Genomic DNA, 17,074 nt, shown 5'->3' with positions numbered 1-17,074 from the left:
CAAAAGCACCAAAATTCTGAGATCATTTTGCAGTTCATACTGGACGTGGGTTCAAAAACTCGGAAAAATAGTTAAAATTTGTAAAGTGCTGTATTAGTAGTTCTTGAAGAAAAACAAACCAAGGAAACAATTAACTTTTACGATGCACAAGTTGAGCATGTAATGCCACAAAAGTTAAATAATGAATGGCGTTTTCAAATAAAAAATGCTGAAAATGTTAATCAAAAATATGGTGGAACAATTGGAAATTTAACATTAACCAAATATAATTCAGAGATGAGTAACAAATCTTTCTCTGAAAAAAAGAACTTCTATATTAAATCCAATGTAACTTTAACTCGTAAAATTGGAAAACATTTTGACAAATGGGGAAAGTATGAAATTATGGGTCGATCTGCTAAGTTAGCTGACGAATTGATTGATATATATCCGCGACCACAAGAAGAAAAAATTAATGTAGGGATTTCAGGGGAACATCCTATTAATGATGAAGTTAATGTAACAGGACAAAAGCCAGTTAAAATTATTATCCAGTCCCAAGAATATAGGCTAACAACTTGGTCTAATGCGCTGGTTACTTTTTTGAATTATATATGGGATAATGATAGCGGGGCTTATCAAATTATAAAAAATAATAAATCGCTGAAAAGGTTGTTTTCCTCTAATCTTAGGAATCCAAAAAAGTTGCAAAATGGTGAATTGATTGAGACAAACTACTCAGCCGAGGCTATTTTGGCGTTATTAGGAAAAATGGCTGAAGTTTGTGGAATCCAAGATGAAGTAAGTTATGTTATTAAGTAAAGAAAGATTATCTTTATCGGAGTTCTTTGTAATTTTTTAAGCAGATTATACGATACAGAAAAAAGCGAAGTCTCCTATGACTATTAAACAGCTCTATCGCCTAGTGAAAAACTGACTTGATTAAGCTGTCTATACATTGAAGATCAGTCAATCAAGTTTATTTCCACTAGCAATAGTCAAGCACATTATCGATCACTTTAAAGAGAAAAGAAACCTTTCACTTGGATGTCAGTGACAAGATTTCTTTGTCTCCTTATTTATAACAACGAAAAAAGTTCTTAGAATTTTGAAAAATCTAATTCTAAGAACTTTTTGTTATTCTGTTAAATAATTTTGTAAGATTTTAGATAATGGTAAGTAAATTAAAGGATAAAAAACTAAATTACCCGCGGCATGATAAACATCAAATAAGAAGCCGCTCGTATAATAGGCGATGAATGCAGGAGCTTGACCGATCACTGCCATACATAAGCTAATAACTAAACCATATTCTAATCCGAGAAAAGCTGCAATTACCAATTGAAACAGCCATGATTTTTGTAAAAAGAGAAATTTTTGAACAAGCCAAACTGTAAGTACGCAAATTATATAAGCTGCGATCTGTGGAAACGTCCACAGTCCAAAACCTAAATATAAGTTCGAAACTAACATTGTTAAAATTGCCAACGTCATGCCTGTTTTTAAGCCGCAAAACAGTGTAACGATCATAATAATGTCAGTTACCGGCTGCACATTAGGAATCGGAATTTTGACGATCCGTAAAACAGTACAAATTGCTGCCAGCAAGCCTAGCATTGTAATTTTTCGAATTGAATTATGAGTTTTGACTTGGTCCATAGTTAATCATCCTGATATTTGCTTAAGTTAAAAGTAACTTTGTCATTATTTTTGACTTTTTGTTCTTGAGCGCCTTTTTTAATAGTTTTATCGTTGATCGTATATGTCCAAAAGATATTCTTATCGGTGTCTTGTTGGTGCCCATCGATCGATGTGATCATGCCTTCTTTGTCCTTAACTGTCCAAGCTTTTTTCAGTCCGGTTATTACTTTAGCATTTTTTTTAGTATGTACTTTTTTCTCTGCTATTTTTTTGCCGTTATTTTGCAGTTGATAAGTTACACTGATTTGGTTGTTAGGCTTAGTGGTTTGATTTGATTTATTGGTGGAACAACCTACCATAACTAAGAGAAGTGCTGCAATTGTAAGTAGGATCGTTAATAATGATTTTTTTATGTGTCTCATTCAAGACATCTCCTTGAAAATTTTAAATAAAATGTACGTTATTACGTTAACATTTATTTGTTTTTTGTCAACATCTAGTGAATTCTTAAACTTGAAGTGTTTAAAAATGTTTTTTAGGTTTACATGTGAAAAGCATGGTTATATAATAAAACTTGAATATTGTTTTCGTTGGTTGTCCCTCTCTATGAAAGAGGATTTTTCTTTATAATAATAAGTGAATTATGTAACAATTGTCTTGATTTAATTTAGTGTAATTTTTCTTGGAACAGAAAAACTATATGCCTTGATCCTTAAAAAGAGAAGAATGATCAGTGGTTAACAAAATAATTATTAGCTGGAGGTTTTTATTTATGGCAGAACGTAGTTATGATTTTCTAATGCCAAGTGTTAACTTTTTCGGTCCTAGCGTTATCGAAAAAATCGGTGAACGGGCTAAAATGCTGGATATGAAAAAACCAGTGATCGTTACTGATAAATTTTTGGAGAACCTGGAAGGCGGCGCTGTTAAACAAACACTTGCTTCTTTAGATGCTGCTGGTGTTGATTATGTGGTCTACAACGGCGTTGAACCAAATCCGAAGATCCGTAATATCAAAGAAGTTAAGGCACTCTTTGAAAAAGAAAATGCCGATTCGATCATCACAGTGGGTGGTGGCTCTGCTCATGATACAGGTAAGGGTGCTGGTATCATTTTGACAAATGGTGATGATATTACTCAGCTTGCTGGTATCGAGACTTTAGATAATGCCTTGCCTCCGCTGATCGCAGTCAATACCACAGCTGGGACTGGTTCAGAATTGACACGGCATGCAGTTATCACTAACGAAGAAACTCATTTGAAATTCGTGGTAGTTTCGTGGCGCAACATCCCATTAGTTTCATTTAATGATCCAAGCTTGATGTTAGATGTACCAAAGGGCCTGACAGCCGCAACTGGGATGGATGCGTTCGTACAATCCATTGAACCGTATGTATCCGTTGATCATAACCCAATCACCGATTCACAATGTATTGAAGCTATCAAATTGATCGAAACATCTTTGCGTGAAGCAGTTGCTAACGGTCATAATATGGATGCGCGGACACACATGGTCGAAGCTGAGATGTTAGCCGGGATGGCCTTTAACAATGCTAACTTAGGTTATGTCCACGCTATGGCTCATCAATTGGGTGGTCAGTATGATGCACCGCATGGTGTTTGCTGTGCTTTGCTATTACCGTATGTTGAAAAATATAATTTGATCGCAGATCCAACCAGGTTTGCCGAATTAGCCGAGTTTATGGGTGAGAATACAGCCGGCTTGTCGACACGTGACGCGGCCGAATTATCCGTGAAGGCAATGAAGCAGATGTCAGATGATGTGGGTATCCCACAGACGATCAAAGAGATCGGTGCTGATCCAAAAGACTTTGAATTGATGGCAGAAAATGCCCTGAAAGATGGGAATGCTGCATCTAATCCACGGGTCGGTACAAAAGAAGATATCGTGAAGATTTTCCAAGCTGCCTATGATGGTAATTTGGACTTCTCATTTTAGAGATTGATTTCAAGGGGGTTGAAAACTGATTTTGTTAGTTTTCAGCCCCTTTGTTATTTTAAGTGAGTAATGGATAGAGGAGAGTAATATTTGCTCACTCTTGAGGCAATAAAAAGGATTTAGTTATTATGAAAAGACAAAAAAGATTTGAAAAGCTGGAAAAACGTCCAGTTCATTTGGATGGTTTAGTCCAGGAATGGGACGACGAGGGTTTTGTTGCTTTAAATAGTAAAAATGACCCAGCTCCTAGTATTAAAGTTGAAGATGGTCAGATCGTTGAACTGGATGGGAAAAAACAGGAAGATTTTGATTTGATCGATAAGTATATTGCAGAATATGGTATCGATGCCACACAAGCGCCAAAAACTATGAAAATGAGTGCGGTGCAAATTGCTAATATGTTATGTGATCCTAATGTGCCACGGAAAAAGTTGATCAAAATTGCTAATGGTCTAACGCCAGCTAAAGCTGAAGCTGTTATCAGCGAGATGAATTTTGCTGAAATGATCATGGCTACTCAAAAAATGCGGCCACGGAAGACCCCAATGAATCAGTGTCATATTACTAATACTTTAGATAATCCAGTACAATTAGCGGCCGATGCAGCTGAAGCCGCTGCACGTGGTTTCGCTGAACAAGAAACTACGCCAGCAATTGCCAGATATGCGCCGTTGAATGCGATCTCTATCTTAGTTGGTTCACAATCTTCACGTCCAGGTGTCTTAACGCAGTGTTCAGTCGAAGAAGCTGAAGAATTGAGCTTGTCGATGCGTGGCTTTACTTCTTATGCTGAAACGATCTCAGTTTACGGTACCGATGAAGTCTTTACAGACGGCGATGACACTCCGTGGTCAAAAGGCTTCCTAGCTTCATGTTATGCGTCTCGTGGTGCCAAAATGCGTTTCACATCTGGGGCTGGCTCAGAAGCATTGATGGGAAATACTGAAGGCAAGTCAATGTTGTATTTAGAAGCTAGATGTATTTATTTGACTAAAGCAACTGGTGTGCAAGGTTTGCAAAATGGTGGCGTGGCATGTATCGGGATTCCTGGCTCAGTTCCAGGTGGTATCCGTGAAGTTATGGGTGAAAATTTGTTATGTATGATGATGGATCTAGAATGTGCATCAGGTAATGATCAGGCCTTTTCACATTCCGATATTCGTCGGACGGAAAGAATGATGGGACAGTTTATTGCCGGGACTGATTTTATTTCTTCTGGCTATGCCGCTGAAGAAAACAAAGACAATACCTTTGCAGGTTCTAATATGGATGCTTTAGACTATGATGACTATTTAGCGATGGAACGTGATTTGGTCGTTAATGGTGGGATCATGCCATTAGATGAACAAAAAGCTATCAAAGTCAGAAATCAGGGTGCTCGTGCGATCCAAGCTGTTTTTAAGGGGTTAGATCTGCCGGAGATCACCGATGAAGAAGTTGAAGCTGCAACTTATGCAAGTTCATCTGATGACCTGCCAAAACGTGATATGGTTCAAGACATGAAAGGTGCCAAAGACTTATTAGACCGTGGTGTGACAGTCGTAGACATTATTAAAGCTTTAAATGAGGGTGGCCTATCAGAAGTTGCAGATTCTGTTTTGCATTTAGCTGAACAAAAAATTACTGGTGACTATCTTCAAACATCTGCAGTTTTTGGTAAAGACTGGAATTGTATTTCAGCTATCAATGATAACAACGATTATGAAGGACCTGGAACGGGTTATCGTTTATGGCAAGATCAAGAAAAATGGAAAAAAATAAAAGATATTTCATGGGCAGTCGATCCACAAAACATGAAAGATTATATGAATTAAAGTTGAGGTGGATATTAAGATGAGTCAAAAGATCAATAAGCAGTTAGTTGACCAGATCGTAAGAAACGTAATCGAAAATACTAGCGAGACTGATCAGGCAATTCTATTTAACAAGGAAGAAAAACCACAGTCTAGTGATGGACAACAGATTAGTGCGGAAAATCAAGTGAAAAATTTCACGCCAGAAAATGATCCAAATTTTAAACAGCTTGATTGGTTTGAACATGTAGGAACGGTTAAACCTGGGCGCGAAAAAGAAGAGGTTGTGATCGCAGTTTCCCCTGCCTTTGCTGAAGTCTTTCGTAAAACTTTAACTGGTCTATTGCATTGGGATGTTTTACGACAGTTGACAGCAGGTATTGAAGAAGAAGGTCTAAAGTATCGTGTTATTAAGATTTATCGTACTTCAGATGTGTCTTTTTGTGCGTCAGAAGCTGACCAAATTTCGGGGTCAGGTATTAGTATTGCGATCCAGTCTAAGGGAACCACGATCATTCATCAAAAAGATCAGGAACCCCTCGATAATTTAGAGTTATTCCCACAAGCACCAGTTCTAACTTTAGAAACATATCGTGCTATTGGACGTAATGCAGCGCGTTACGCAAAAGGAATGTCGCCTGATCCGGTACCGACAGTGAACGATATGATGGCACGGGTTCAATATCAGCCTTTATCAGGATTGATGCACATTCAAGAGACTAGAAGGGTACAAACAGGTAAAGATGCTGAAGAGATATGTTTGAAACTAGATTGATGTAAAAACACGACACTGATTAAATTTATTAGTAGTCAAGCTTTAGGAGTGAAAAAAAATGAATATCACTGATAAAGAAGTTAAAGAAATAACGGCACGAGTCATTGCAGCTTTAGAAGATCGAGAAGACAGTGGTGAAAAGCAAAGTGATAAAAATGAACTTGATGCCACAGACTACCCTTTGTATAAAAAACATCCCGAAAAAGTAGTTACTCCTACGGGAAAAACATTGGAAGATATCAACTTGGAAAACGTTTTGAAACAAAAGGTACAACCACAGGACTTTCGAATCACGCCGCAGACGTTGAAGATGCAGGGTGAGATCGCTAAAAATGCGGGGCGTCCTGCCATTCAAAACAATTTGCAACGAGCCTCTGAACTGACTAATGTTCCCGATGCACGTTTGTTGGAAATGTATAACGCCTTGCGCCCTTATCGTTCGAGCAAACAAGAACTGTTAGAAATTGCAGCCGAATTAAACGACAAATATCAAGCACCGATCTGTTCAAATTGGTTTAAAGAAGCTGCTGAAAATTATGAGCAAGCTCACAAACTTAAGGGTGATAATTAAACACATTTTGTGTATAAGTAGCAAATGTCAGAAAGTAAGGAATGATTTTTGATGAAACGGATACTAGGTGTCGACATTGGTAATTCATCGACTGAGGTTTCGCTCGCTGATGTGTCAGGCCAAAAGGAAGTGTCATTTGTAGGTTCAGGTATCGCGGCAACGACTGGCATAAAAGGAACTAAACAAAATTTATTAGGGATCAAAAAATCAATTGACAATGTTTTAGAAAAGACGTCTTCTAAGTTGGATGACGTCGATCTAATTACGATCAATGAAGCAACTCCAGTGATCGGTGATGTTGCTATGGAAACTATTACAGAAACTGTGATCACCGAATCGACCATGATCGGTCATAATCCGGAAACCCCAGGCGGCGTGGGGACTGGTACAGGTTATACAGTTACTTTAGATGAACTGGCAAAACAAAAAGATCGAAAGCGAAAATATATTGTTTTAGTTCGAAAAGAAGTTGATTTTGCCGATGTTGCTAAGCAGATCAACCAAGCCTGTCAGAGGGGCCTTAAAATTTCAGCTGCTATTATGCAAAATGATGATGCCGTGTTAGTCGATAATCGTTTGGAAAACAAGATCCCGATCGTTGACGAAGTTGCTTTGATCGACAAGGTACCTTTGCATATGCAAGCTGCAGTCGAGGTTGCCACTCAAGGACGAGTGGTATCACAGCTTTCCAATCCATACGGTATTGCTACTTTATTTGACTTATCAGCACAGCAAACTAAAAATATCGTACCGATCGCACGTGCTTTGATTGGAAACCGTTCAGCGGTTGTCATTAAAACGCCGAGTGGAGACGTTAAAGCTCGTACTATTCCGGCTGGTACTATCACTATCTTGGGTGATGGAAAAAAAGTACAGGTCGACGTAGGTACCGGTGCAGATGAAATTATGCAAAAAATTAGTCAGATCAAAGATGTCCAAGATATTAAAGGAGCGTCTGGGACTAACGTCGGCGGCATGTTAGAAAATGTACGTCAAACTATGGCAAAGTTGACAGGACGAAAAATTGAGCAAATTTATATTCAAGATCTGTTGGCAGTTGATACTTCAGTTCCAATTAAGGTTCGTGGCGGTATGGCAAATGAATTTTCAATGGAAGAGGCAGTTGGTATTGCTTCGATGGTTAAATCAGATCATCTCCAAATGGAATTAATTGCTAAGTCTCTACAAGAAAAATTAAACATCCCGGTCTCGATCGGGGGTGCAGAAGCACAATCTGCCATTCGCGGTGCTTTAACTACACCAGGAACAGATAAGCCATTAGCATTATTAGATCTGGGAGCTGGTTCAACTGATGCTTCGATACTCAGTCAAAATGGTGAGGAAGTTGCGATTCATCTGGCAGGTGCTGGCGATATGGTCACAATGATCATCGATTCGGAATTAGGTTTAGATAATGCATATTTAGCAGAGGACATAAAAAAATATCCATTAGCTAAAGTTGAGAATTTGTTTCAATTACGACATGAAGATGGTTCGGTTCAATTTTTTGAAAAGGCCATTTCGTCTGACTTGTTTGCCAAAGTTGTTGTGATCAAGCCCAATGGTTATGAACCTTTACCAAGTAAGCTGAATATTGAAAAAGTGAAAGCCGTCCGGCAATCGGCCAAAAAGAGAGTCTTTGTCACCAATGCCTTACGTGCACTGCGTTACGTCAGCCCAAGTGGAAATATTCGTGATATTCCATTTGTGGTCATTGTTGGTGGCTCTGCTTTGGATTTTGAAATTCCACAATTGGTGACTGATAGTCTATCTCAATATAATATTGTTGCTGGCCGTGGAAATGTTAGAGGTATTGAGGGGCCACGTAACGCAGTAGCGACTGGTTTGATCTTAAGATATGCGAGAAAAGGTGGGGCCAAACATGATAAATAATTCTGAAAAGCCAGCAATCCTACTCGCTTGTAAATCAGATAAAGAAAGTTATTGCACAGCTGATTTAAAGGAAATTTTGTATGGAATTGAAGAAGAACAGATACCTTACGTATTGACCACGGCCGAAGAAGAAGATGCAACTAATAGAGCTTATGACGCAGCTCTTAGATCGCGTTTAAACGTGGGCTTAGCCTATGATCAGAGAAATGTGATAGTGCACTATAAAAATTTGGCACAAGATCAGCCCTTATTTGTGGTTAATAGAAACAAAGGTTATGCGGCTTTGCGGCAGTTAGGGAATAATGCGGCACGCTTGGTTAAAGGGGTACCGTTTAAAAATGGTTATAAATGACTTAGATAGGTAAGGAGGTGTTTGAAATGAAAATATATACGAAAGGCGGGGACCAAGGCCAGACTAGTTTGTACGATGGTCAACGTGTTTATAAGAATTCATTACAAGTTGAGACTTACGGTACTTTTGATGAACTAAACTCAAATATTAGTTTGGCAGATAAATTTTGTGTTTCCGAGCAAAATAAGCAATATTTACAACATGTTGAACATTTGATGTTTTTGTTGCAAGGTGAATTAGCCGCAGGAACACCCGAGAAGTATTACCAAAAGAGTCAAGTTATCACAAATGAAGATGTAAAATTCTTGGAAAAAGTCATTGATCGTTATAGTGAAAAGTTACCTAAGGTTACTTCTTTTATTTTACCCGGAGCAAGTCAAGCAGGTGCGCAGCTACATGTTTGTCGTACGGTTTGTCGTCGTGCTGAAAGACTTCTAATAACCTATATGGAAGATCATGAAGTCAGGCCTGAAATTGAGCGATATGTTAATAGGATGTCAGATTTCTTTTATATTATCGCTCGTGATGAAGACTATGAAGAACGAATCAATAAAATCGTAGCCCAAGTTATAGATCAATATCAAAAAATAATGGAGGAAAAAAGTTATGACTGAAAATTTATTTGAAATCAAAAAGATGGAACGAGTAATTGATGCAGCAATAGCAAAGGCCAATGAAATTGGAACTGCCGTAACAATATGCCTGATGGATATTACCAATACACCTCAAATGATTTATCATATGCCAAATGCTAACTTAGTTAGTTCAACTTTAGCACCTAAAAAGGCTTGGTCAGCTATTGCAATGAAGGAACCAACTAAAGATATAAGCAAAGATATCCAGCCGGGCGCTTCATTATATCAAATGGAAACAATGCTGGATGGACGTTTAGCCTCATTTGCTGGTGGTATTCCACTAGTGATCGATGAAGAAATTAAGGGTGCAATTGGCGTGAGTGGCGGTGCTACAACCGAAGACCAAGCAATTTGTGAAACGGCAGTTAAAGAATTTTTGTCTGAAAAATAGAACTAATTGGATAGTTATGATTTGAAGTAGGAAATTGCTGTTAATGTATTTTCCTACTTTTTTGGGTCTAAGTGAGTTAATTTGTGAAAACAAGTGATAAGATAATTTTTTAATAGCGTGTTTACTTATCGGACTCACAGTCGTTGATTTATAATTTCTACTATAAAAATAGATATTGTTTTATTCAAGTAATCTAACATAGTATTTAAAACTATACTAGGCATCATAATAGTGCTGCATTTGGGGTTTCCCTAGTAATGTGTTGAGTATTATTGTTCAAGTGAATACTCTTCAGGTTGCAGCTTAACAGTTTGACACTAATAATGGAATTTAACGAATACAAGTACCCCTTGTTCATAGAACATGGGAATTTTCTCGTTCAAAAGAAACTTTTCCCAATGTTTTAAAAAAAAGATCTTTTCTTTTTATTTTCTTGAAAACGATTCAAAATAAAAGTATACTCATACTTGAAAGATTGATATCGATACCAAATATTTTTTAATATTTTGACATCGATATCAAAAAGCGCTTCCTAATGATAAAATAAAGTGGGGTGTTTAGCAAAAATTGTTTGGAAGGTGTAAAAATGCCAACAATATCTGATGTGGCCCGTAAAGCCGGGTTATCAGTTTCGACAGTTTCACGGGTTATTAATAAAAAACCACATGTTTCTCAACAAAAAGAAACTTTAGTGAAAGCGGCAATGAAGGAATTAGGTTATAAACCAATGCCGGCGGCTAGGCAATTAAGAGGAACAAAAGCAAAAAACTTAGCTGTTACAGTTCCAAGAATAACTAACCCTTTTTTTGCAGATTTGATTAATGTGATCGAACGAACCCTTGATAGTAAAGGGTATACGATCATTTTGATACAAACGTTCGGTAGAAAGGATAAAGAATTAGATGCGCTGAAATTATTAACAAATCAGACTATTGATGGCGTAATCTTATGTTCAATTGAAAATGACGCTCCTGTTATTCAGGAGTATTCAAAATACGGTTCAATTGTTTTAGTTAATGAATATTTAGGTGAGTTAGATTTACCCACGATTCGTGCAAATCAATATCAGGGGTTTAAGGAAGCAACTGGATTTTTGATCCAGCGAGGTTATAAAAATATAGCATACGCTACGGGACATAAAAATATTATTGTAACCAAGAAAGAAGGAACAAATCTTAACTCCAATCGTTTTTCAGGTTTTCAAGCCGCTTTACGAGAGGCAAAGATGAGCTTTGATCCAAAAATGCTTTTTACACATGTACAAACAAGGGACGCTGGTTTGAAACTCTTTAATAAACTCTTCAAGGAAAATAAAATGCCCGATGCAATTATCTCTGGTAGTGATGAAGTTGCAGTTGGTATTATGGAGGGTGCTAAGGAAGTAGGGGTAGAAGTACCAAAAAGATTAGGGGTTTTAGGGATTGATGACCAATCTTTATCGCGTGATTTGTTTATTCCTTTAACTACTGTAAGACAACCGGTAGAGGAAATGGGAGCAGCTGCCGCTAAAGCAATGTTACAGCACTTGGAGGACAAGGATGTTGTTGAAAACAAAGTATTTAATTTAGATTTAGTTGTAAGAGAATCAGTTTAATTTTTTTGAAAAAATTGGTATCGATATCAAGGAGGAATAATAATGAGTTTAGTATTGGCAAGAATTGATCAACGTTTGATTCACGGTATTGTTGTTACGCAATGGGCCGGTGCGGTCAAGGCAAAGCGATTGATGGTGGTTGATGATGAGATCAGTAAAGATGAAGTTCAAAAATCTGCAATGAGAATGAGTAAGCCAGCCGGAACAGGTATGTCGATTATAGATACTCAGAAAGCAATAACAAACTTTAATAATGGAAAATATGATAGCCATAATGTGTTTTTAATTGTAAAAGAGCCATCAACGTTATTAAAGCTGATGGATGGCGGAGTATCTATTCCTAAAGTTAACATCGGTATTATGTTTGATGGACCAGACAAGAAAACGGTGAAAAGAATGGTCTCAGTCAATGAAAACGAAGTTGCTGACTTGAAAGCTATTCAAGATAGAGGAGTACCAGTAACGTTCCATTATGTTCCAAATGACACTGAAGAACCCTTAGAAAAGTATATTAAATAAAGAGGAGTAATTATTATGGTTATTGTTCAAGGAGTTTTGACAATTTTACTATCTTTTTGGGTAGTGTTGGATCAACAGGGGCTAGTAATTACGACCTGGTTCCCAATTATGGTTGCTTTGTTTATGGGGATCATTATGGGAGATATGCAAACTGCAATGATTATTGGTGGGACATTCCAGTTAATGGCATTGGGTGTTGCTAATATCGGTGGATCGTCAGTTCCTAATTGGGGACTTGCCGCTCTCGTGGGAATTTATATTGCTATTCGTACAACAAGTACTATCGGGGACGCAAAAGCTGTCGCTTTAGCAGTTGGTGTTCCAGTAGGTATGTTAGGAATCCAATTAGATGTTCTTGCAAAAATTTTAAATACTTACGTATCACATGCTGCGCAAAAAGCTCTGAATCAAGGAAAATATAAAAAAATGAACCGTATTATGTGGGTTGGTCCATTGATTTTTGGTTTAACTACCGCAGTACCTACCGCAATTGTTGTTTTATTCGGAAATGGTTTAGTAAGAAATGTTCTGAATGTCGTGCCTGATTGGGTAACTGATGGCTTATCGATAGCGGGTAATATGCTACCGGTTGTTGGTATTGCTATGTTGTTACAGGTAATGCCGGCAAAAAAATATCTCTCAATGCTAATGGTAGGTTTTGTACTTTCAGCTTATTTGAATGTTCCGATGATGGGTGTGTCGATTGTTGGGCTCGCCATGGCTTACTATTTCTTTGTAACTACTGTTAAGAAAGATTCTGAACATACCAATGCACAGACTGATGCAGCAGGAGCGCAAGAGCAAGATGAAGAAGGGGACGACTGGGATGAGTGAAAAAAAGACTTACGTACACGAAAGATTTTAACTAAAAAAGATGTTAATAAAGCAGCTTTTCGCTATATGTTTATGGCGTGCAATGATTTTAACTATGAAAATCAACAAGGGCCGGCTGTTGCATATGGGTTAGAAAAAGCGTTGCGTAAAATTTATCCAGACGACGAAGAATATAAAAAGTCGATGAACAATCATTTTAATTATTTTAATACTACGACATGGATGGCCAATATTTTACTTGGTGCTAGTTTAGCTATGGAAGAAAAAGATGGCGCAAACTCAATTGAAGCTGTGCAAAACTTTAAGACTGGTATGATGGGCCCATTGGCAGGTATTGGTGATACATTAGTTTGGGTGTTATATCCAACAATCGTCGGCTCTATTTCTGCTTATATGGGTCTTGAAGGAAATCCAACCGGCGCAATTATTTGGTTATTACTTAACATTTTCTTCTTGTTCTTTAGATTTAAATTATTCCATATTGGATATGATTCTGGATTAAAGTTGGTCACTACTTTAGGAAGTAAGATTTCTGTATTTACTGAAGCAGCTTCTATTATGGGATTAACTGTCGTAGGAGCTTTGGTTCCATCTGTTGTTAAAATGAATGTGGCTTTAACATTCCAAACAGGGAAGGTCAAGATGGGGATCCAAAAAGAAGTTTTGGATCAGATTATGCCAGCGCTTTTACCAGTAGCTTTAACATTTATTGTGTATAAGTTGATTGCATCTAAAAAAATGACAGTAATTCAAATTATTTTTGCACTGATTATATTATCTTTGGTACTATCGTTCTTCGGAATTTTGAAACCTTAATAAAAGCAGAGAAAAGAAGAGGAGAATGGAGAATAATGAGAAAAATTATTTTTGCTAGTCATCATAAATTAGCTTCAGGGTTAAAAAACACTTTAGATTATATTGCACCAAATACTGCAGAAATAACTACAATTGATGCTTATATGACAAACTTACCTGTTGAAGAAGAAATAAGTAAAGCACTTGAAAAAATAAGTTTGTCTGATGATGAAGTTATTGTATTTACTGACATGATGGGAGGATCAGTTAACCAGAACTTCATTAAGTATCTGGACAATCCTCATTTTCATTTAATTGCAGGAATGAACTTACCATTGGTTCTATCTGTTCTTTTAGCTCTGCCTGATGGATTCTTAGAACCTGATCAATTACGAGCTGAAATTCAAGAAGCTAAGCAACAAATAGTATATGTAAATGATAAGGTAAAAGAGTTGGCAACCGATGAGGATGATGAGTAATATGAAACATAGTGAATGGTGGAAAGACAGTGTTGTTTATCAAATTTATCCCCAAAGTTTTCAAGATAGTAATGGAGATGGTATCGGCGATTTGCAGGGGATCATCAGTCGCTTGCCTTATTTGGAGAAACTAGGGGTGGACGTTCTTTGGTTAAATCCTATATATAAGTCTCCTTTAGTTGATAATGGATATGATATTGCCGATTATTATGATATTGATTCAAGATACGGTACATTAGATGATTTTAAAGAGTTATTAGAACAAGTTCATAAACATCATATGCGTTTAATCATGGATTTAGTTGTTAATCATACAAGTGATCAAAATTATTGGTTCCAAGAGTCCAAAAAATCGAAAAACAATGATTATAGTGATTTTTATATCTGGAAAGACCCTAAATCAGATGGATCAGCACCAAATAATTGGGGATCAACGTTTACAGACTCAGCGTGGGAATATGTACCTGAAAGAAATCAATATTATTTACATTTATTTGCTAAAGAGCAACCAGATTTAAACTGGGAAAACCCTGAGGTTAGAAAATCAATTTATAAAATGATGCGTTATTGGTTTGATTTAGGTATCGATGGTTTCAGAATGGACGTTATATCTTTGTTGAGTAAATTACAAGACTTTCCAAACGCACCAGATGATTTACCATTACACAAGAATTATTACTACGGTTCTTCCAATGGTCCACGAGAACATGAATTTTTACAGGAAATGTATCAAGAAGTTTTTTCTAAGTATGATGTTATGACGGTAGGAGAAGCTGCTAATACAAATAGTGACCAGGCTATATTGTACACAGATCCCCAACGTAATGAACTAAATATGCTCTTTCAATTTGATCATATGCATTTAGACTATGGTAAATATGGAAAATTTTCTGATGTTAGATTTAAGTTATCTGATTTACGTAGAGTTATGACAGATTGGCAGGATAAATTAGTTGATGGTTGGAATTCTTTATATTGGAGTAATCATGATCAGCCGCGTCCTGTGACAAGATTTGGCAATGAAAAGAAATATCGAGTTCAATCTGCAAAAATGTTGGGTACATTGTTGCATATGATGAAGGGTACCCCATATATATATCAGGGGGAAGAGTTAGGTCTAACTAATGTTAATTTTGAATCGTTAGATGATTATCAGGATATTGAGACCAAGAAGATTATTGCTGAGATGCGTGAAGCTGGTGAACGAAAAGAATACATTGAAAAAGTATGCTATCTTAAATCTAGAGATAATGCAAGAACACCATTTCCATGGAACAATCAAAAAAATAATGGTTTTACAACGGGAATTCCGTGGCTTAACGTTCCCAACTATAATCCAGTAACGAACGCATTGGACGCAATTGAAGATAAAGACTCTGTTTTACATTATTATCAGAACTTGATATCTTTACGTAAAAAATATCAAGTTGTTGTTGATGGAAGTTATAGTAATTTTAATTCAGATGATTCTGATGTGTATGGTTATACACGAGCTAATGCAACAGAACAATTAGTTGTAATTTGTTCATTTAGCAACGAAAAAGTTAATTATGAAATACCTTCAGATTTACAAGGTGGAGAATTAATTTTATCTAATTACGATCGCGTTAATTTACATTTAGGAAATAAGATAGTTCTAAGACCTTATGAAGCTGCAGTTTACTATCGTAGAAGTAAGTAATGTCTTAAAAGAGAGAATTGTAAAGAATTCTCTTTTTTGCGTTTAACAATAATTTTGGGGTATTTACGCACAAAGGTGGGTTGTATTATATGGATTTTGAACAAAGAGTAAAAAACAAGTATGATGATTTATCTGAGAATGAAAAAGAAATGGTGTTTTTTATACGTTCTAATGTAACTGAAGTTGTTAATTCGTCAATTATAGGACTCGCGGAAGAATTATTATCTTCTAAGAGTTCCGTTTTGAGATTAGCAAAAAAATTAGGATATCATGGCTTTTCAGATATGAAATATAGTCTGGAAAATAGTCTAAATGCATCAGTTTACGAGCCCAAAGATCTAATGGCTAATTTGGAAAATGATATTACAAAAACTTTTAAGTATGTAAAGCAAACAAATTTTCAACCTATTTTGGACAAAATATTTCAAGCCGAGAATATTATAGTATACGCTACTGGTTTTTCCCAAAACAATTGTGCGAAAGAGTTTTCTAATGATTTATTTATAGTAGGTAGAAAAAATTATCTTGTATCCGGAGAAGTGAATTTTGCTATAAACGCAGAAAGTCTGAGTCCACAAGATTTAGTGATTGTTATTAGTCTTAGTGGAAATACCCCTGGTATCATAGATGCTATAAAGATGCTTAATATGAATCAAGTTCCAATTTGTTCAGTAACTAGTTTTGGTAAGAATTTTTTAGCAAAACATTCAATGTTTAATTTGTATTATGAAACAAGTACTTTGCCAAGCAAAAATGTTAATCAACCAATATATTCTTATACTTGTTTGTCAATTTTGTTATCTATCTTAAACCGTAAGTATCGTGAATTTATATTATATGATGAATAGTTTTTATTTAAGTAGTAAGAACCATAGTTAGTACAAAATCAAAGTTTGGGTTATTGAAATGGTATCTATTAATTTACTTTATGTGCAACTTGTATCATAAAGAACACATCTCTAAAAAGGTAACCATCAAAGCTGGCTCTTTGGGACTGATTCTTAAAAAAACGCCAAGGATTATCCATTATAAATCGGTAGTCCCTTTTCAATTAATTCTAGCATATTTGGAAAACAAAGATTTAAGTTACCCCAATTGTCAAATCAAGTGCGACAAGTGTAAAGCTTAAACTATAAGTGAAGATAGATGTTAGTTCAGTGGGAGGCCGGCCAGGAAGCGTAG

17 protein-coding genes and 1 pseudogene are annotated in these 17,074 nt (G+C 36.4%); 16 read left to right on the top strand and 2 right to left on the bottom strand.

Annotation, left to right across the window (positions count from 1 at the left end; all coding sequences use genetic code 11):
- Positions 1-123: 123 nt before the first annotated feature.
- Positions 124-801, top strand: a pseudogene (locus tag LACPOB_RS0101645) (HNH endonuclease family protein); the annotation flags it as partial.
- Between the two features lie 315 nt (positions 802-1,116).
- Here the strand turns inward: LACPOB_RS0101645 and LACPOB_RS0101640 are convergent.
- Together LACPOB_RS0101640 and LACPOB_RS0101635 are read right to left on the bottom strand one after the other, a co-directional pair.
- Positions 1,117-1,638, bottom strand: a complete 522-nt coding sequence (locus LACPOB_RS0101640) for an ECF transporter S component (protein ID WP_017867097.1) — start codon at positions 1,636-1,638, stop codon at positions 1,117-1,119.
- 2 nt (positions 1,639-1,640) lie between these two features.
- The gene (locus LACPOB_RS0101635) at positions 1,641-2,042 is read right to left on the bottom strand and encodes a DUF4430 domain-containing protein (RefSeq protein ID WP_017867096.1); all 402 of its coding nucleotides are present in this window, start codon (positions 2,040-2,042) and stop codon (positions 1,641-1,643) included.
- A 350-nt stretch (positions 2,043-2,392) separates the two neighbouring features.
- Here LACPOB_RS0101635 and LACPOB_RS0101630 point away from each other — a divergent pair, with 350 nt between their 5' ends.
- From LACPOB_RS0101630 to LACPOB_RS0101560, 15 genes are all read left to right on the top strand, one after another.
- Positions 2,393-3,580: an iron-containing alcohol dehydrogenase gene (locus tag LACPOB_RS0101630; protein WP_017867095.1), complete on the top strand. Its 1,188-nt coding sequence runs from the start codon at positions 2,393-2,395 to the stop codon at positions 3,578-3,580.
- Positions 3,581-3,708: 128 nt separating this feature from the next.
- On the top strand, positions 3,709-5,394 hold the full coding sequence (locus tag LACPOB_RS0101625) for a propanediol/glycerol family dehydratase large subunit (RefSeq protein WP_017867094.1): 1,686 nt from the start codon (positions 3,709-3,711) through the stop codon (positions 5,392-5,394).
- Positions 5,395-5,413: 19 nt separating this feature from the next.
- Positions 5,414-6,148: a propanediol/glycerol family dehydratase medium subunit gene (locus tag LACPOB_RS0101620; protein WP_017867093.1), complete on the top strand. Its 735-nt coding sequence runs from the start codon at positions 5,414-5,416 to the stop codon at positions 6,146-6,148.
- A gap of 58 nt (positions 6,149-6,206) precedes the next feature.
- Entirely contained in the window at positions 6,207-6,719 is a 513-nt protein-coding gene (locus tag LACPOB_RS0101615; RefSeq protein WP_017867092.1) for a diol dehydratase small subunit, read from the top strand.
- A 51-nt stretch (positions 6,720-6,770) separates the two neighbouring features.
- The gene (locus LACPOB_RS0101610) at positions 6,771-8,612 is read left to right on the top strand and encodes a diol dehydratase reactivase subunit alpha (protein WP_017867091.1); all 1,842 of its coding nucleotides are present in this window, start codon (positions 6,771-6,773) and stop codon (positions 8,610-8,612) included.
- Positions 8,602-8,964: a glycerol dehydratase reactivase beta/small subunit family protein gene (locus LACPOB_RS0101605; RefSeq protein ID WP_017867090.1), complete on the top strand. Its 363-nt coding sequence runs from the start codon at positions 8,602-8,604 to the stop codon at positions 8,962-8,964. Before LACPOB_RS0101610 ends, LACPOB_RS0101605 begins: the two co-directional genes overlap by 11 nt.
- A 26-nt stretch (positions 8,965-8,990) precedes the next feature.
- Positions 8,991-9,578 carry a cob(I)yrinic acid a,c-diamide adenosyltransferase gene (locus LACPOB_RS0101600; protein WP_017867089.1) on the top strand — a complete coding sequence of 196 codons (588 nt, stop codon included), beginning with the start codon at positions 8,991-8,993 and terminating at the stop codon, positions 9,576-9,578.
- Positions 9,571-9,990 carry a GlcG/HbpS family heme-binding protein gene (locus LACPOB_RS11515; protein WP_017867088.1) on the top strand — a complete coding sequence of 140 codons (420 nt, stop codon included), beginning with the start codon at positions 9,571-9,573 and terminating at the stop codon, positions 9,988-9,990. Before LACPOB_RS0101600 ends, LACPOB_RS11515 begins: the two co-directional genes overlap by 8 nt.
- A gap of 586 nt (positions 9,991-10,576) precedes the next feature.
- A complete protein-coding gene (locus tag LACPOB_RS0101590; protein ID WP_017867087.1) occupies positions 10,577-11,584 on the top strand; it encodes a LacI family DNA-binding transcriptional regulator in 1,008 nt (335 codons plus the stop codon).
- A 42-nt stretch (positions 11,585-11,626) separates the two neighbouring features.
- Complete coding sequence (locus tag LACPOB_RS0101585; protein ID WP_017867086.1) at positions 11,627-12,103, top strand: PTS sugar transporter subunit IIB; 477 nt, start codon at positions 11,627-11,629, stop codon at positions 12,101-12,103.
- 15 nt (positions 12,104-12,118) lie between these two features.
- Complete coding sequence (locus tag LACPOB_RS0101580; RefSeq protein ID WP_017867085.1) at positions 12,119-12,937, top strand: PTS mannose/fructose/sorbose/N-acetylgalactosamine transporter subunit IIC; 819 nt, start codon at positions 12,119-12,121, stop codon at positions 12,935-12,937.
- 24 nt (positions 12,938-12,961) lie between these two features.
- Entirely contained in the window at positions 12,962-13,753 is a 792-nt protein-coding gene (locus LACPOB_RS0101575; protein ID WP_026142699.1) for a PTS system mannose/fructose/sorbose family transporter subunit IID, read from the top strand.
- A gap of 35 nt (positions 13,754-13,788) precedes the next feature.
- Positions 13,789-14,211, top strand: a complete 423-nt coding sequence (locus LACPOB_RS0101570; protein WP_017867083.1) for a PTS sugar transporter subunit IIA — start codon at positions 13,789-13,791, stop codon at positions 14,209-14,211.
- Positions 14,195-15,892 (top strand): alpha-glucosidase, encoded by a 1,698-nt coding sequence (locus LACPOB_RS0101565; RefSeq protein WP_420864571.1) that lies wholly within the window; start codon positions 14,195-14,197, stop codon positions 15,890-15,892. Before LACPOB_RS0101570 ends, LACPOB_RS0101565 begins: the two co-directional genes overlap by 17 nt.
- Before the next feature lie 89 nt (positions 15,893-15,981).
- Positions 15,982-16,740: a MurR/RpiR family transcriptional regulator gene (locus tag LACPOB_RS0101560; protein WP_017867081.1), complete on the top strand. Its 759-nt coding sequence runs from the start codon at positions 15,982-15,984 to the stop codon at positions 16,738-16,740.
- Positions 16,741-17,074: the final 334 nt, after the last annotated feature.

Source organism: Ligilactobacillus pobuzihii E100301 = KCTC 13174 (genome assembly GCF_000349725.1).
GTDB lineage: Bacteria > Bacillota > Bacilli > Lactobacillales > Lactobacillaceae > Ligilactobacillus > Ligilactobacillus pobuzihii.
The sequence above is the reverse complement of the archived record's forward strand: the minus strand, read 5'-3'. Positions and strand labels throughout refer to the sequence as shown.

Coding starts and splice junctions, on each gene's coding strand:
- LACPOB_RS0101640 (WP_017867097.1), bottom strand. CDS start 1,638: ATGGACCAAGTCAAAACTCATAATTCAATTCGAAAAATTACAATGCTA.
- LACPOB_RS0101635 (WP_017867096.1), bottom strand. CDS start 2,042: ATGAGACACATAAAAAAATCATTATTAACGATCCTACTTACAATTGCA.
- LACPOB_RS0101630 (WP_017867095.1), top strand. CDS start 2,393: ATGGCAGAACGTAGTTATGATTTTCTAATGCCAAGTGTTAACTTTTTC.
- LACPOB_RS0101625 (WP_017867094.1), top strand. CDS start 3,709: ATGAAAAGACAAAAAAGATTTGAAAAGCTGGAAAAACGTCCAGTTCAT.
- LACPOB_RS0101620 (WP_017867093.1), top strand. CDS start 5,414: ATGAGTCAAAAGATCAATAAGCAGTTAGTTGACCAGATCGTAAGAAAC.
- LACPOB_RS0101615 (WP_017867092.1), top strand. CDS start 6,207: ATGAATATCACTGATAAAGAAGTTAAAGAAATAACGGCACGAGTCATT.
- LACPOB_RS0101610 (WP_017867091.1), top strand. CDS start 6,771: ATGAAACGGATACTAGGTGTCGACATTGGTAATTCATCGACTGAGGTT.
- LACPOB_RS0101605 (WP_017867090.1), top strand. CDS start 8,602: ATGATAAATAATTCTGAAAAGCCAGCAATCCTACTCGCTTGTAAATCA.
- LACPOB_RS0101600 (WP_017867089.1), top strand. CDS start 8,991: ATGAAAATATATACGAAAGGCGGGGACCAAGGCCAGACTAGTTTGTAC.
- LACPOB_RS11515 (WP_017867088.1), top strand. CDS start 9,571: ATGACTGAAAATTTATTTGAAATCAAAAAGATGGAACGAGTAATTGAT.
- LACPOB_RS0101590 (WP_017867087.1), top strand. CDS start 10,577: ATGCCAACAATATCTGATGTGGCCCGTAAAGCCGGGTTATCAGTTTCG.
- LACPOB_RS0101585 (WP_017867086.1), top strand. CDS start 11,627: ATGAGTTTAGTATTGGCAAGAATTGATCAACGTTTGATTCACGGTATT.
- LACPOB_RS0101580 (WP_017867085.1), top strand. CDS start 12,119: ATGGTTATTGTTCAAGGAGTTTTGACAATTTTACTATCTTTTTGGGTA.
- LACPOB_RS0101570 (WP_017867083.1), top strand. CDS start 13,789: ATGAGAAAAATTATTTTTGCTAGTCATCATAAATTAGCTTCAGGGTTA.
- LACPOB_RS0101565 (WP_420864571.1), top strand. CDS start 14,195: ATGAGGATGATGAGTAATATGAAACATAGTGAATGGTGGAAAGACAGT.
- LACPOB_RS0101560 (WP_017867081.1), top strand. CDS start 15,982: ATGGATTTTGAACAAAGAGTAAAAAACAAGTATGATGATTTATCTGAG.